At 64.2% G+C, this 16,521-nt stretch carries 11 protein-coding genes; 6 read left to right on the top strand and 5 right to left on the bottom strand.

What is annotated here, in order from left to right; translation table 11 throughout:
• The first annotated feature begins 9 nt into the window (after window positions 1–9).
• Window positions 10–537, top strand: coding sequence for a sterol desaturase family protein (locus M1D78_RS02150; protein ID WP_437422203.1), 528 nt, complete (start codon window positions 10–12; stop codon window positions 535–537).
• Here the strand turns inward: M1D78_RS02150 and M1D78_RS02145 are convergent.
• From M1D78_RS02145 to fni, 5 genes are read right to left on the bottom strand one after another with little or no spacing between them, the layout of a single operon-like run.
• Window positions 497–1,423, bottom strand: coding sequence for a phytoene/squalene synthase family protein (locus tag M1D78_RS02145; RefSeq protein ID WP_437422204.1), 927 nt, complete (start codon window positions 1,421–1,423; stop codon window positions 497–499). The genes M1D78_RS02150 and M1D78_RS02145 overlap by 41 nt on opposite strands.
• A complete protein-coding gene (locus tag M1D78_RS02140; protein WP_437422205.1) occupies window positions 1,420–2,940 on the bottom strand; it encodes a phytoene desaturase in 1,521 nt (506 codons plus the stop codon). The genes M1D78_RS02145 and M1D78_RS02140 overlap by 4 nt, the downstream gene beginning before the upstream one ends.
• Complete coding sequence (crtY, locus tag M1D78_RS02135) at window positions 2,937–4,100, bottom strand: lycopene beta-cyclase CrtY (protein WP_437422206.1); 1,164 nt, start codon at window positions 4,098–4,100, stop codon at window positions 2,937–2,939. Before crtY ends, M1D78_RS02140 begins: the two co-directional genes overlap by 4 nt.
• Window positions 4,093–5,382, bottom strand: a complete 1,290-nt coding sequence (locus M1D78_RS02130) for a glycosyltransferase (protein WP_437422207.1) — start codon at window positions 5,380–5,382, stop codon at window positions 4,093–4,095. Before M1D78_RS02130 ends, crtY begins: the two co-directional genes overlap by 8 nt.
• A 43-nt stretch (window positions 5,383–5,425) precedes the next feature.
• Window positions 5,426–6,475, bottom strand: a complete 1,050-nt coding sequence (gene fni / locus M1D78_RS02125) for a type 2 isopentenyl-diphosphate Delta-isomerase (RefSeq protein ID WP_437422208.1) — start codon at window positions 6,473–6,475, stop codon at window positions 5,426–5,428.
• A gap of 118 nt (window positions 6,476–6,593) precedes the next feature.
• Here fni and M1D78_RS02120 point away from each other — a divergent pair, with 118 nt between their 5' ends.
• From M1D78_RS02120 to selO, 5 genes are all read left to right on the top strand, one after another.
• A complete protein-coding gene (locus tag M1D78_RS02120; RefSeq protein ID WP_437422209.1) occupies window positions 6,594–7,499 on the top strand; it encodes a polyprenyl synthetase family protein in 906 nt (301 codons plus the stop codon).
• Between the two features lie 120 nt (window positions 7,500–7,619).
• The gene (locus M1D78_RS02115) at window positions 7,620–9,422 is read left to right on the top strand and encodes an acyl-CoA dehydrogenase (RefSeq protein ID WP_437422210.1); all 1,803 of its coding nucleotides are present in this window, start codon (window positions 7,620–7,622) and stop codon (window positions 9,420–9,422) included.
• A gap of 154 nt (window positions 9,423–9,576) precedes the next feature.
• The gene (locus tag M1D78_RS02110) at window positions 9,577–11,322 is read left to right on the top strand and encodes a potassium/proton antiporter (RefSeq protein WP_437422211.1); all 1,746 of its coding nucleotides are present in this window, start codon (window positions 9,577–9,579) and stop codon (window positions 11,320–11,322) included.
• 114 nt (window positions 11,323–11,436) lie between these two features.
• Window positions 11,437–14,718 (top strand): mechanosensitive channel MscK, encoded by a 3,282-nt coding sequence (mscK, locus tag M1D78_RS02105; RefSeq protein WP_437422212.1) that lies wholly within the window; start codon window positions 11,437–11,439, stop codon window positions 14,716–14,718.
• Between the two features lie 77 nt (window positions 14,719–14,795).
• Window positions 14,796–16,256, top strand: coding sequence for a protein adenylyltransferase SelO (gene selO / locus M1D78_RS02100; protein WP_437422213.1), 1,461 nt, complete (start codon window positions 14,796–14,798; stop codon window positions 16,254–16,256).
• Window positions 16,257–16,521: the final 265 nt, after the last annotated feature.

Below are 16,521 nucleotides of genomic sequence, written 5' to 3'. Positions count from 1 at the left end.
AGGACCGGTATGAGCCTGTTGACCAACGCACTCGTTTTTCTCGCCACCCTGGCCGGCATGGAAGTCTTCGCCTGGTGGGCACACAAGTACGTGATGCACGGCTGGGGCTGGGGTTGGCACAAGTCGCACCACGAGCCGCGCAGCGGCTGGTTCGAGAAGAACGACCTCTATGCGGTGGTGTTCGCTGGCGTGGCGATCGGGCTGATCGCCCTCGGCACGGCAGGTTATCACCCGCTGGAATGGATCGGCGCCGGGATGACGGCCTACGGCTTTCTCTATTTCGTCGCCCATGACGGGCTGGTCCATCACCGCTGGCCGCTGCGCTACGTGCCGCGCAACGGCTACCTCAAGCGGCTGTATCAGGCGCACCGTCTGCACCACGCGGTCGAAGGCAAGGAGCGCTGCGTGTCCTTCGGCTTTCTCTACGCGCCGCCGCTGCCGGTGCTCAAGCGCCAGTTGCGCGAGCTGCACGACGGGCCGCTGCGCAAGGCGAGCGCTAGCGAGGACGTCTCCAGAGATCGTCAGGACGCGGCCTGACCTGCATCCGCCGCGAGGCCAGCGCCAGCACTCCGCCCCCCAGCAGGAACTGCAGCTTCTGCCCTTTGCTCGTCGACACCCGCGCATCCCAGGCCGCCGCGCCGCGCGCTTTCACCTCGACGCCGATCTGCCGGTAGACGCCATGGGCGGTGGCGATCGACCAGGCCGAGCGTAGCGGTAGGTCGCGCAAGCCCTGAGACGCCGACTGATAATAGGGCTCGGCCAGATCCACCAGGCGCGCCGCCAGCGTCGCCAACGCGGCACGATGCTGAGGCAGCGCGACCTCGGCCTCTGGAATACCCACCTCCGCCAGCCACTCGGCCGGCAGGTAGACGCGGCCGATCTGCGCATCCTCGACGATATCGCGGGCAATGTTGGTCAGCTGAAAGGCCAAGCCCAGATCACAGGCGCGATCCAGCGTCGGCTCCGCCTCGGCGCCCATCACCCGCGCCATCATCAGGCCCACCACGCCGGCAACGCGGTAGCAGTACAGCAGGGTGTCGTCGAGGGTCTGGTAGCGGTAGCCCTGCACATCCATGCGAAAACCCGCCAGATGCTCCAGCGGATGGGCCTTGGGAATCCGGTGCCGCTGGATCACCTGCTGGAAGGCGGCGAACGCCGGATCGGCCATCGGCTCGCCAGCGTAGGCGCGCTCGGTGAGGTCCACCAGCTCAGCCAGTCTCGCTTCGCCGGTGGCGCGGTCGCCTTCGACCTGACCGTGGCCCAGCGTCTGCCCGTCGATCACGTCGTCGCAATGACGGCACCAGGCGTAGAGCATCACCGCGCTCTGGCGGGTGCGCTCGTCGAACAGCTTTGCCGCGGCGGCGAAGCTCTTGGAGCCGACATTGATCGCCTGAGTGGAGTGATCGATGACCTGATCGTTCATCCGGCCTGCCCCTTCAACATGAAGTCCTCCAGCATCAGCCCGGCGGTGGCCTTGGCCGAACCGACGACGCCCGGCACGCCGGCACCCGGGTGAGTGCCGGCGCCGACGATATAGAGGTTGGGAATCACGTCGTCGCGGTTGTGCGGGCGGAACCAGGCGCTCTGGGTGAGGATCGGCTCCAGCGAAAACGCCGACCCGAGATGGGCGTTGAGCTCCTCGCGAAAATCCTGCGGCGTGAAGATCCGGTGAGTCACGAGATCGCCACGCAGCCCCGGCATGTAGTGCCGCTCCAGGTACTCGAAGATGCGGTCGCGGTACTTTGGCCCCTCCTCCGCCCAGTCGATATCCGCCGTGCCCAGGTGCGGCACCGGCGCCAGCACGTAATGGCTGGCGCAGCCTTCCGGCGCCAGCGAAGGATCGGTGACGCAGGGCGCGTGCAGGTAGAGGGAAAAGTCGTCTGCCAGCGTCTCGCGCTTGAAGATCTCGTCGATCAGCTCGCGGTAACGCGGGCCGAAGCACACCGTGTGATGCTGCAGGTGCTCATGACGGCGCTTGAGGCCGAAATGAATGACGAACAGCGACATCGAGAAACGCTTGCCGGAAAGCCGTTTGGCCTCATCGCGACCACGCTCCTCATGCCCGAGCAGCTGCTTGTAGGTGTTGACCACATCCGCGTTGGAAGCCACCGCATCGGTGTCGAAGCGGCGACCGTCACCGGTGATCACGGCCTTCGCGCGTCCAGCCTCCAGCTCGATCCGCGCGACCTCGGCGTTCAGCTCCAGCCTGCCGCCCAGATCCTCGAACAGCCGGACCATCCCCTGCACCAGCGCCCCGGTGCCGCCGCGGGGAAACCAGACACCGCCCTGGCGCTCCAGGGCATGGATCAGCGCGTAGATGGACGAGGTCTCGAACGGATTGCCGCCGACCAGCAGCGAGTGAAAGGAGAGCGCCTGGCGCAGACGGTCGTTCTCCACGAACTTGGCCACCATGCTGTACACGTTGCGCCAGGCCTGCAGCTTGGCCAGCTGCGGCGCGACGCCGATCATGCTGCGAAACGACAGGAAGGGCACGGTGCCGAGCTTGACGTAGCCCTCCTCGTACACCGCCCGCGAATAGGCGAGAAAGCGCTGATAGCCGGCGACATCCTTCGGGTTCAGGGCATGGATTTGCCGGTCCAGCTCGGCCTGATCATTGACGTAGTCGAAGCTGTAGCCGTCCTCCCAGCACAGCCGGTAGAAGGGGCTGACCGGCAGCAGCTCGACGTAGTCGGCCATGCGCTTGCCGGTGCCAGTGAAAAGCTCATCGAGCGCCGGTGGGTCTGTAATGACGGTTGGGCCGGCGTCGAAGGTGAACCCCTGATCCTGATACACATAGGCGCGTCCACCCGGCTTGTCGCGCTTCTCCAACAACGTTGTCTGGATGCCTGCGCGCTGCAAACGAATCGCCAACGCCAAGCCGCCGAAACCGGCGCCGATCACCACCGCCCGCCTGGGCGCACTGCCTGTTGCCTGGTTCATCGTGTTTCCTTGTGCAGATCGCTGGCGGCCAGCGCGCGTAGCGCTTCGCCCACCGGCACGGGAGGTTTGCCCGAGACGATGCGCAATCGGTCCCAGACGGTCAGGTCGGCTGCGTAAAAGCGCTGAATCAGCGGCTCTCGCAGGCGGTAAAAGCGCTGCATCACCGCCCAGCGACGATCCGCTGTGCCGGCCATGAACAGCATGCGATTGAGCTGGCGAAAAAAGCCGCGCCGCCGCCATTGCAGCGTTGAATAGTCGCGAACCGAGGTAAACAGACTGCCTGCATCCCAGCGATCGAGCCGTACGAGATGGTCGGCCAGGCGCACCGCATCGGGTAGCGAATAGCCCGTCGTTGGGTGAAACAAGGCCGCCGAGAGCCCGCTTTGCGGTACGCCTCTCGCCTCTTCCCAAAAACCCGCGATATCGCCAGACAGCACGATAGGCAGCACGCCTTGCTCTTCGCGCAGTACCTCGCGGATTGCCCAACCGCGGCTCTGCGCGTAGCGCACGATATTTTCACGCAGCGTATCGGGCGCCACCTGATCGCCGTCGGCGTAGTAGGTGTCCTCGATCAGCAGGCTGTCGGTACTGAGCGGCAATACGTAGATGAAGCGATAGCCGTCGTGCTGGGAGACGCTGGCATCCATGATGATGGGCGCCAGCAGGCCATGGGGCTGCTGTAGGCGCAGCTCCTGGCCAAGAAACTTCTGGAAGCCCAGCGCAAGCCGCGCGCTGCGACGCACGCCGCGCCCGTCGATCACAGCGCCCGCCGCTAGCGTCTGCCCGCTGGCCAGCCGCACGCGCCGCGGCTCCACCGCCACCACCTCGCAGCCCAGAAGAACCCGCTGACCCAACTCGTCCAGCAGATGTTGATGAAAGCGCGAGGAGAAAATGCTTGCGTAACCACTGCCCAGCTGACGCCGTAACTCGGGAAAGATCACCTCGTAACCCGGCCAACGATGCGCCACCAGCGGTGCCAGCCAGGCGTGCTGCTCGGCCATGAGGTCATGCTCATGGAACGACCAGGTGTGATTGCCGCCGAGGGTCTCGCCCTGTTCGAGGATGAGCACGCGCAGATCCGGCCGCTCCTGCCGTAGGCGAAGGGCGAGCAGACCGTTGGCCAGGCCGCCGCCAACCAGGATCAGGTCCGCGTCAGCCATGCTCGGGCCTCCGAACAGGAAGCGATTCGACGGCAAGCGCCGCCTCGATCAATTCGGCGGCACGTGGCGCACCGCCAGCCGCCCGCACTTCTGAGCCGAGGCTGCCCGCGCGCTGGGAGAACCCCGGTTCGCGCAATAACCGGCGTAGGGCCACGACGATGCGTCGTCGGCTGGCCAGCCGTGGATCCAGTTTGAGCCCGACGCCGGCATGCACCACTCGCGCCGCCACGCCGGGCTGATCGAACGCGATCGGTAGCGCCAGGCTCGGCACACCCGCCTCCAGCGCATCCAGCACGGTGTTCAGCCCCGCATGGGTAATCAGCGCATCAGCGCGAGCCAGCACGGCGCGTTGCGGCGCGAAGTCCGTGACCCACCCTGCACCGGCCTTGAGCAAGCGGCTCTCCTGCGCGCTCCCCAGCCGGCCGCAATGAGCGATGAGCAGTTGCACGTCGAGCTCTCGAGCGGCTTCGGCGATCCGCTCGAACAACGCAAAACGGTCGCCTTGTAACGTGCCCAGGGAGGCGAATACGAAGGGGCGGCCATGACTAACCGGCACATCCAATGCGGGCTCGTCGGCCAGCGACGAACGCAGCGGGCCAACGCCATGAAAGTGAGCGGGAAGTGCGGTACGCGGAAAATCGAAGCCGGGCGTGGTCTGGCTCAGTTGCAGCATCGGCGACAGGCACTGGTCCAGGCGCTGACGCGGCGGCAGGCCGAAAGCCGCGGCGTAGCGCGCGATGACCCGTGCGTGCGGCTGCATGGCACGGTCGTACACATTGCTGCTGTGCAGGTTCAGCTGCTCGCCCCAAGGGGTGGACCGATAACGCCACGGCATCACGGGCAGCGGCACCAGCGCTTCCCGGTTGACCGGCAATGCGCAGGCCACCGAGACGAAGGGCAACCCGAGGTGTTCGGCAAGCAGCCCACCTGCTGGCTCCATCTGGTCGGCCAGCAGCGCCTCGGCGCCGATGGAACGCAAGAGCGCCGGTGCGTCGCGGCAGTACATCTCGGTTGCCTCGGCCATGTCGGCGATTACCCGGCGAATCCCCCAAGGCCCTCCGGGGCGCGCGGCGCGGTTGACGATAGCCGCCAGCGAGCCCGGCGGATGCGAGCCGGCGCCCACCTGGGCAAAGCCGACCTGCGGGTGGCGCAGCGCCTGAGCGACATCCGCCTGCTGCACGAAGGTAACCCGATGGCCTCGGCCGATTAACTGCGCGGCGATGGCCTCCATTGCACGCAGATGGCTATGGAATGGCGGCGCGACAACCGCGAAATGCGTCATTGAGAAACCCTCGACCAGAGACCCACTGCGGACAGCCCGCGCATCAGAGGGCGGTCGGGTCGAAAGCCGGCAGCAGCGGCGCCTGCGCCAGCGCCACCAGGTCGGGCGAACCGGTGCAGAAACAGGCGATTCGCAGCTGCTCGATCATGATCTGGAAATGCTCGACCACCGCTTCCGGCCCGACCAGCGCCGCATCCAGCACGCCAGCCGCCTGGCCGACGAGGTCGGCACCGAGGCGGATCGCCTTGGCCACATCGATGCCATCGCGGATGCCGCCCGACGCGATCAGGTAGGCGTCCGGGCACGCGTGCCGTACGCCAGCAATCGCCTGGGCACTGGGGATTCCCCAACCGGTGAACGCTTTGGCGATCGCCCGCTGACGGGGGCTTTGCGTGCGCTCCGATTCGACCGCGGCCCAACTGGTCCCACCGGCCCCGGCGACATCGATCACCGATACGCCGGCCTGGAGCAGGCGCAGGGCGACGGCTGGCGAGATACCGGCCCCGACTTCCTTGGCGATCAGCGGCACTGGCAGGCGCAGCGCCAGCGCCTCGATTGCGGCGAGCACACCGCGCCAGTCACGATCACCACCCACCTGCACGGCCTCCTGCAAGGGATTGAGATGAATGATCAGCGCGTCGGCTTCGATCATGTCGACGGCGCGCTGCGCTTCGTCGATGCCATAGCCGGCGACCAGCTGCGCGGCGCCGAAGTTGGCTAGCAGCGGCACCGAAGGGGCGAGCTGCCGCAACTGTCGGGTCAGGCCCTGGTCCGCGCCGGTTTCCAAGGCAATGCGCTGCGAGCCGACCCCGAGCGCTATGCCCAAGGCTTCGGCGGCTTCGGCCAGGTGGCGATTGATTTGGGACGCGCGCGCTGCACCGCCAGTCATCGAGCTTATAAGCAGCGGCGCAGAGAGTGTCCGGCCGAACAACACGGCACGAATATCGACGTCCTCGAGACGCAACTCCGGCGCCGCGCAGTGCTCGAACGTCAGGGCGGCGAAGCCCGAGTCCACTGTGGAACAGGCGCGGCGCGGGTCGAGAACGATGTCCAGGTGATCATTCTTACGTTCCGCAATAGTTTCTTTGCTCATGCAGCGCCTCGTTCGATGACCTTATGTGGACGGGTGTGGTCATTAAAAGTGCCAAGACTTATACACGCTGTACAGGTATTGTCACGATATCTAATGAAAAACGATACAGGAGGTCGTCATGGCCATCGCTTTGCCGAACACGCAACACGACTTCGAGCGGACAGTCAGTGAGCTGCGTGCACAGGTCGATGAACGCCTTGGCCAGTGGCTGCCGCTTGCACCCCAACAGGATGCGATCGCTACTGCCATGCGCGACGGCACCCTGGCACCGGGCAAGCGAGTCCGCCCGCTGCTGCTCCTGTTGACCCTGAAAGACTTGCAGCCGGGCGCTCCCGCCTCGGACGCCGGGCTCGACCTGGCTTGTGCGTTGGAAATGGTTCACGCCGCCTCCCTGTTTCTCGATGACATGCCCTGCATGGACAACGCCGAGTTGCGCCGAGGTCGCCCGACCATCCACCGCCAATACGGTGAAGACGTCGCTGTGCTCGGCTCCGTCGCGCTGCTGAGCCAAGCCTTTGGCATCGCCGCCTCGGCTGGTGCCTTGCCCGCCTCGACCCGCAACCAGCTGGTTCGCCTGCTGGCTCAGGCCACCGGCGCCCAGGGCTTGGTGCGCGGCCAATATCACGACCTGCGCGAAGGCCAGCGTTCTCGTCCGTTGGAAGCCATCGCGCACACCAACCGCCTGAAGACCTGCCCGCTGTTCACCGCAGCCGTCGAATCCGCTGCTCTGATGGCCGATGCCAGCGCCAGCTGTACGCGCCACCTCACGGGGTTCGCCACTGAGCTGGGCCTCGCCTTCCAACTGCTCGACGATCTGGCTGATGGACTCAGCTCCCAGCAGAGCGGCAAGGATTCGGGCAAGGACGCGGGCAAGAGCACTGTGGTCGCGCTACTCGGACCGGAAGCGGCCCGCCAGCAGATCGAAGAGCACCTGGCACGCGGCGATCAGCATCTGGTCGAGGCGGGCATCGGCGAGGGCCACCTCGCTCAACTACTCGATTTCTTCGCGACACGGGCACGCTGAGGCCCCGCCGAGCAAGCTGCAGAAAGCGCGACTGTGCCGCTCCATCACCCGAATGTATGGTGCTAGGCAGTCCGCTTGACGCGTCCTTAGACTCGAGCGCATGTACACGGAGGATTTTCCATGCCCGAGACTTTGCTCTGCCCGCGCAACCTGGCCTTCGAACTCTACGAAGTGCTCGATGCCGAGTCGTTGACCCAACGAGAGCGCTTCGCCGACCACAGCCGCGAAACATTTGACGCCGCGCTCGACACGGCACGCAGCATCGCCGCGGAATTGTTCGCTCCGCACAACCGCAAGGCCGACGAAAACGAGCCTGAATATCGGGACGGCGAAGCATTGTTGATCCCTGAAGTGAAGCCCGCCGTCGACGCGTTCATCGAAGCCGGCTTCCACAACGCCTCGCGCGGTTTCGACGAAGGCGGCATGCAGCTACCGAACCTGCTATCCCGGGCGTGCTTTGCGCATTTCCAGGCGGCCAACATCGGCACCTCGTCTTACCCGATGCTGTCGATGGGCGCCGCGCATCTGATCGAGGTGTTCGGCAGCGATGAGCAGAAACAGCGCTTTCTGCAGCCGATGATCGAAGGCCGCTTCTTCGGCACCATGGCGCTGACCGAACCGCATGCGGGCTCGTCCCTGTCGGACCTGCGCACCCGTGCCGAGCCGGCCGGCGACGGCAGCTACCGGCTGAAGGGCAACAAGATATTCATCTCCGGCGGCGACCACGGGCTGTCGGAAAACATCGTGCACATGGTGCTGGCCAAGCTGCCGGACGCACCGCCCGGCGTGAAAGGCATCAGCCTGTTCATCGTGCCCAAGTTCCTGGTCAACGACGACGGCAGTATCGGCAAGCGCAATGACGTGGTGCTTGCCGGTCTGTTCCATAAGATGGGCTGGCGCGGCACAACCAGCACGGCGCTGAATTTCGGCGATCACGGCGAATGCGTCGGTTACCTCGTCGGCGAGCCCCACAAAGGCCTGTCGTACATGTTTCAGATGATGAACGACGCGCGGATCGGCGTGGGTATGGGCGCCATCATGCTCGGCTACGCCGGCTACCTGTATTCGCTCGATTATGCCCGCGAACGTCCGCAGGGCCGCCTGCCGGACGGCAAGGACCCGACCTCGGCACAGGTGCCGATCATCGAGCACACCGATGTACGGCGCATGCTGCTGACGCAAAAGGCCTATGTCGAAGGCGCGTTCGATCTGGGGCTGTACGCAGCCCGCCTGGTCGACGAAGAGCAGACGGCGACAACCGAAGAGGCGCGCAAGACGGCACACGAGCTGCTCGACCTGCTCACCCCCATCGTCAAGTCCTGGCCGTCTGAGTTCTGTCTCAAGGCCAACGAGCTAGCCATTCAAATTCTCGGCGGCCACGGCTATACCCGCGAATACCCGGTGGAACAGTACTACCGCGACAATCGCCTGAACCCAATCCACGAGGGCACCCACGGCATTCAGTCGCTGGACCTGCTCGGCCGCAAGCTGATGCAGAACGGCGGCGCCGCGCTGCGCCAACTGCTTGGCCTGATTCAAGGCACGTGCGGGCGCGCTCGGGAGTTCGGCTCGCTCGACGCGCTGCGCCAGCCGCTGGAGACACTGGTGGCGCGCCTGACCGAAGTGACCCAGGCGCTGCTTGGCGACCTCATGGCGGGCAAGGTCAACTTGGCCCTGGCCAATTCGGCGTTGTACCTGAAGGTGTTTGGCCATGCGGTGATCGGCTGGCGCTGGCTGGAACAGGCGATACATACCGAACAGGGACTGGCGAAGGGCAACGCGGCCGACGAGGACTTCTACCGAGGCAAGTTACAGGCCGCGCGCTACTTCCTGACGTGGGAAGTGCCGGGCTGCCATCACGAACTGGCGCTACTGGCCGAGCGCGACGACACCTGCCTGGCGATGCAGGCGTCGTGGTTCTGATCCCCTCCGCGCGGATCGGCTGACCGGAAGCCAGCCGATCCGACACGCCTGTCGCTGCGTCAGGCATTTTTGACAGCGCGTCAAATCAGCGGGTTAGAATCGCTGGCATGCAGCCTGCATAGACTGCCAGCTAGCACTAACCCGGAGCGCGCGTTTGGATATTGGCCATATCAACCAACTGTTTTTCATCGGTGCCCTGTTGGTGGCGGCCAGCATCCTGATGAGCTCGTTGTCGACACGCCTTGGCGTGCCGATCCTGGTCATCTTTCTCGCCGTCGGTATGCTCGCCGGTGTCGACGGCATCGGCGGCATCGTTTTCGACGACTACTCGCTCGCCTTTCTTATCAGCAACCTGGCGCTGGCCATCATCCTGCTCGACGGGGGTATGCGGACCCGCGCGGCGACCTTCCGCGTTGCACTCTGGCCGGCGTTCTCGCTGGCCACCGCTGGCGTCGTGGTCACCTCCGGCCTCACCGGCCTCGCCGCCGCCTGGCTTTTCGACATACCGCTGATGCAGGGCTTGCTGATCGGCGCGATCGTCGGCTCGACCGATGCGGCGGTGGTGTTCAACCTCCTTAACGGTCGCGGGCTGAATGAACGCGTCGGCTCGACGCTGGAGATCGAATCGGGCAGCAACGATCCGATGGCGATGTTCCTCACCGTCGCACTGATCGACATGATCGCCTCGGGCCAGACGGGCTTCGGCTGGGGCTTCTTCCTCAACCTGGTACAGCAGTTCGGCATCGGCACCCTGCTGGGCCTCGGCGGCGGCTGGCTGCTGTTGCAATTGATCAACCGCCTCTCGGTCGCCGACGGCCTCTATCCGCTGCTGGCCGTGGCCGGCGGCATCATGATCTACGCGCTATCAGGTGCCATTGGCGGCAGCGGCATCCTCGCGGTCTACGTCTGCGGCCTGCTGTTGGGCAACCGGCCGATTCGCAACCGCCACGGCATCCTGCACATGTTCGATGGCCTCGCCTGGCTCAGCCAGATCGGCATGTTCCTCGTGCTCGGCCTATTGCTCACACCCAGCAACCTGTTGCCCATCGCCCTCCCTGCGCTGGCGCTGTCGCTGTGGATGATCCTCTTCGCTCGTCCACTCGCCGTGTTCATCGGTCTGTTGCCGTTTCGCAGTTTCCAATTGCGCGAGCGCCTGTTCATCTCCTGGATCGGCTTGCGCGGCGCAGTGCCGGTGATTCTCGCCGTGTTTCCGCTGATGGCCGGGCTGGAGAATGCACAGCTGTTCTTCAACGTGGCGTTCTTCATCGTGCTGGTGTCGCTGCTGCTTCAGGGAACCACGCTGACCTGGGCCGCGAAGAAGGCCAAAGTCGAGGTGCCGCCCTCGCCTATGCCGATATCCCGCGCCGGCCTGCAGATCCATACCACCAGCCAGTGGGAACTGTTCATCTACCGACTCAACGCCAAAAAATGGTGCGTTGGCGCGGCATTGCGTGAGCTGAAGATGCCAGCCGGTACGCGCATCGCGGCACTCTTTCGAGGCCGTGCGCTATTGCACCCTTCCGGCAGCACCCGCCTGCAGGTGGATGACATTCTTTGTGTGATCGGTCATGAAGAAGATCTGCCGGCCCTCGGCAAGCTGTTCAGCGAGGCGCCAGAACGCGGCCGGGACATGCGCTTCTTTGGTGATTTCATCCTTGAAAGCGAAGCCGAGATGAGCGCACTGGCCGCGCTTTATGGCCTCAAGCTCGGCGACATCGATGGCCGAATGCAGATCGGCCAATTCATTGCAGAACGTGTCGGCGGTAAACCCGTCACCGGCGACCAGATCGAGTGGAACGGCCTTATTTGGACCATCGCCGCCATGGAGCACGGCCAGGTGCGCAAGGTCGGCCTGAAGTTTCCGGAGGGCAACAAGCCCGGCCCTTCGCTGCACTTCTGACGCGGCGAGCAAACGGGCCCCGCCAGCACCGAGCGGGGCTTCCGATCTATGGACTCGCCTCGCCCTGTCGCAGCCCTTAGACTCGCACTCTTTTTTCATACCTCGATGCGACCCATGGCTCCCTTGCGCACCTTTCTCCTGGCGACCCTGCTCGCCCTCGTTCCCGTATCGGGCTTCGCCCAATCCGTACCCGGCCTGACCGGCAGCCAACCTGCCGAAGAAGAAGCCAAGCCGGCCCAACCGAGCGCCAGCGAGCGCGCCAAGGGCTTCGAGGAACAGGCCGCGGCGGCCACGAAGCGACTGGCTTCAGTGAAGGCCGAGCTGGCCAACGCGCCCAAGGAGATCAGCGAATCGCAGCGCGATCTGGCGAAACTCAAGGCCAGCGACGCGACGGACCTGGCCGGCAACCTGGCCAAATTGAAAGTACCCGCGCTTGAACAACGGCTGGACGAACGCGTCGCCGAACTGTCCGCGTGGCAGGCCGCACTGACGGCCGCCAACAGCATGATCATCAGCGCCCAGACCCGCCCCGAGCGAGCCCAGGCCGATATCGCCAAGTTCCAGACTCGCATCGACGAAATCAACAATCTGCTCAAGGGCGGCCGCGAAAACGGTAAGCCAATGAGCGACGAGCGCCGGGCCCTGTTGAACGTCGAAAAGGAATCGCTCATCGCACAGATCGAGCTGCGCCGAAGCGAGCTTGCCGGCAACAGCCTCTTGCTCGACCTTGGCGTAGCGCGACGCGATTTGCTCTCCGAGCGTATCGCCCGTGCCGAACGCGAGACCATGGCGCTGCAGACTGCAATCAACAACAAGCGCCGGGAGGAATCCGAACAAACGGTCGCCCAGTATTCGTTGAAAGCCGAGAAGGCGGGGTCGGACAAGCTGCTACCCGCCGAAACCGAGGAGAACCGCAAGCTATCGGGCTACCTGCTGCGGGCTACGGAGCGCCTTAACGACCTCACCCAGCAAAACCTGCAGACCCGGCAACAACTCGACACCCTCAACCAGGCAGATCAGGCACTCGAAGAACAGATCGCTGTGCTCGAAGGCAGCCTACTGTTATCGAAGATCCTGTACCAGCAGAAACAAGCCCTGCCGCAACTGAGCCTAGACAAGGATCTCGCCGACGAGATTGCGGACATTCGCCTGTATCAGTTCGAACTCAACCAGCGCCGCGAAACGGCCGGCGACATTGCGGGCTATGTCGAGGAGCGACTGGCCAGCCAACCAGCAGGCGAGGTCACACCGGAGCTGCGCAGCGCCCTCACTGAGCTCGTGCGCACCCGCAGCGAATTGCTCGACCGGCTCAATCATTCGCTCAATGCGCTGCTCAGTGAATCCATCACCCTGCAACTCAACCAACGGCAACTGCAGACCAAGGCCGCGGCCTTGCGTGAGACGTTGGACGAGCAGATGTTCTGGATCCCAAGCAACAAACCGCTCGACCTGGACTGGTTCAAAAGCGTCCCGACCCTGCTCGATCGTCAGCTGCGTGCAATGCCCTGGAGCTCGGTATTCGAAGCGCTCGGCGCAGGTTTGTTGGAGCGCCCCCTGTTCTTCGTCCCGCTTCTGCTGCTAATTGGCCTGTTGCTGTGGCGCCGCGAAGCGATCAACGCCAAGCTCGACTCGCTCAGTGCAGACATCGGGCATTTCCGCAACGACAGCCAGCTGCACACCCCTCTGGCCCTATTGCTGAACCTGTTGCTGGCGCTGCCTGGCGCACTGTTCCTCGCCCTGTGCGGCTACCTGCTTCAGATGGACGGCCGGGGGCAGAACATCAGCCTTGGCGCGGCTTTCTACCAGATGGGGCAAGCCTGGCTGGTGTTCTACAGTGCCTACCGGATGCTCTCACCCAACCGCGTCGCGGAAACGCACTTCGGCTGGTTCCGCCCGCAGGTCACCTTCCTGCGCAACGAGATTCGCCGCCTGGGTCTGGTCGTCATGGCGCTGGTCGCGGTCGTGGCCATTGCAGAACATCAACCTGGGAGCCTCGTTGATGACGTGATCGGGATCGTCGTGGTGCTGGTGTGTTTCGCCATGATGAGCTGGCGCCTGACCCGGCTGTTGTTGAAAGGCCCATCGAGCCACAACGCACCGCCCTTCCGTCGTTTTATCGGGCTGCTGTTCAGCATCCTGCCGCTGGCATTGATCGTGGTGGTGGGCTTCGGCTACTACTACACGGCGCTCAAGCTGACCGGCCGCCTGATCGACACCCTCTACTTGTTGCTGGCCTGGATCGTCATCGAGGCCACGCTGATCCGCGGCCTGACCGTCGCGGCGCGGCGGCTCGCCTATCAACGCGCCCTGGCCAAACGTGAGGCCCAGGCCGAAGAGACGTTGGATACCAGCGAGTCCGCCGGCGAGGCCGGGCTGGATATCGAGCAGGTCAATCAACAGTCCCTGCGTCTGACCCGCCTGGCGATGTTCGGCTTGTTCTTCGTGGTGCTCTACTGGGTCTGGTCGGATCTGATCAGCGTCGTGTCCTACCTGGATAACGTGGTGCTCTACGAATTCGTCAGTGGCTCGGGCGATACGGCTGCAACCAACGCCATCACGCTGAACAACCTGCTCGGCGCGCTGCTGATCGTCGCCATCACGATTGCCGTGGCGCGCAACCTGCCCGGCTTGCTGGAAGTGGTGGTGCTATCCAAAATGCGCCTCGCGCAGGGCAGTGCCTATGCCACAACGACACTGCTGTCGTACTTTCTGGCCGGCATCGGCATCGTCTCCACCCTGTCGACGCTCGGCGTCAGCTGGGACAAGCTTCAATGGCTGGTCGCGGCACTCTCGGTCGGCCTCGGTTTCGGCATGCAGGAAATCTTCGCCAACTTCATTTCCGGCCTGATCATCCTGTTCGAGCGGCCGGTGCGCATCGGCGACGTGGTGACCATCGGCAACCTCTCCGGCACGGTAAGCCGCATCCGCATCCGCGCCACTACCATCACTGATTTCGATCGCAAGGACATCATCGTCCCAAACAAGACCTTCATCACTGGCCAGTTAGTGAACTGGTCCCTGAGCGATACCGTTACGCGCGTGACGATTAGAGTTGGCGTGGCCTACGGCTCGGATCTTGAGCGCGTGAAAGCGCTGCTTTACAAGGCCGCGCAGGACAACCCTCGAGTGCTGAAAGACCCGGAGCCGCAGGTTTTTTTCCTCACATTCGGCGAGAGTACACTCGACCACGAACTGCGCATCCATGTGCGAGATCTGGGCGACCGCAACCCGGCGACCGACGAAATCAATCGCTACATCGATCGCGAGTTCAACAAGGCCGGCATCAACATTGCGTTCCGCCAGGTGGACGTGTTCCTGAAAAACCTCGACGGCAAAGTACTGCAGCTCGGCGCCACCCCCCGGCCAGCTACGCCGCCCGCCGACGGTCAGGCCTGAGGAACGTCACCCTCGCGGCGGCCTCCAAATTCATGCGCCCATAATTGGGCGCTATTGCTCATAACGCCGGAGCCCTCGTGAAGACGCTCACCGAACTCGACTTCGACAACCGCTTCGCCCGCCTGGGCGATGCGTTCTCCACCGAGGTGACACCGCACCCGCTGGACAACCCGCGATTGGTCGTCTCGAGCGAGGCAGCCATGGCTCTGCTCGATCTCGATCCGGAGCAGGCCGCCGAGCCGTTGTTTACGGAGCTTTTCGCCGGCCACAAGCTCTGGAGCACCGCCGAGCCGCGCGCCATGGTCTATTCCGGCCACCAGTTCGGCAGCTACAACCCGCGTCTCGGCGATGGCCGTGGCCTGCTGCTTGGCGAGGTGCGCAATGAGGCCGGTAAGCATTGGGACCTGCACCTGAAGGGCGCAGGCTTGACGCCCTATTCACGGATGGGCGACGGGCGCGCCGTGTTGCGTTCCTCGATTCGCGAATTCCTGGCCAGCGAGCACCTGCATGCCCTGGGCATTCCCAGTTCCCGGGCGCTGTGCGTCACCGCCTCGGACACGCCCGTCTACCGCGAGCGCCCGGAACAGGGCGCGATGCTGCTTCGCCTGGCCCCGAGCCATGTGCGGTTCGGCCATTTCGAGTTCTTCTACTACACCCGTCAGCACGAGGAACTGCGGCTCCTGCTCGACCACGTGATCGCCTGCCACTTCGCTGATTGCCTGGAGCACCCGGAACCCTACCAGGCTTTTTTTCAGCAGGTACTCGAGCGCACCGCCGCGCTGGTCGCCCGGTGGCAGGCCTACGGCTTCTGCCACGGCGTGATGAACACGGACAACATGTCGATCCTTGGCATCACCTTCGACTTCGGGCCCTACGCCTTTCTTGACGATTTCGACGCGCGCTTCATCTGCAACCACTCCGACCACGCCGGCCGCTATTCCTACGAGAACCAGGTACCCATCGCGCATTGGAACCTCGCCGCCCTTGCCCAGGCGCTGACGCCTTTCATCGACGTCGAGCAATTGCGCCATACGATGGAATTATTCCTGCCGGCATACGAACGGGAATGGCTCGACCTGATGCGAAAGCGCCTGGGCTTCGAGATGGCCGATGACGGCGACAAGGCGCTGATTCAACGCTTGCTGCAACTGATGCAGGGCAGCGCCATCGACTACACCCGGTTCTTTCGTGAACTGGGCGACCGGCCGGCGGAGCAGTCGCTGGCCCGCCTGCGCGAGGATTTCATCGACATCCGCGCCTTCGACGACTGGGCCGCCGATTACCGCGCCCGAAGCAATCGCGAGAACGGGGATTCCGAGGCGCGCCGGACACGCATGCATGCCGTCAACCCGAAATTCATCCTGCGAAACTACCTCGCCCAGGAAGCGATCGCAGCGGCCGAAGCCGGCGACTACGCGCCGGTACGCGACCTGCATGCCGTGCTCAGTCACCCTTTTGACGAGCAGCCCGGCCGTGAGCGTTACGCCGAGCGCCCGCCGGAGTGGGGCAAGCACCTGGAAATCAGTTGCTCATCCTGACGGGACGCCTGCGCAAATTGCTGCGCAGCACGGCCGCTGTAGCGACCCGACGCGACGTGCAATGCCCCGCCTCGACTGGCCTGGCGATCACCTGCGCAACAACTTGCACAGCTCAAGGCAGAATGTTGCTCAGCAAAATGTGAGCAGTCGCGCATCAGCGTGATCATGAACTCGCGGAAATTATCTAACTTATTGTTTACAAATGATTTTTTTGGACTGGCACGCCGCTTGTATTCCTGTTGAGGCCAATCCGGCATTCAACAAG

The sequence above is a fragment of the Pseudomonas sp. SA195 genome (assembly GCF_054131565.1).
This window is presented reverse-complemented; position numbering and strand designations above follow the sequence as displayed.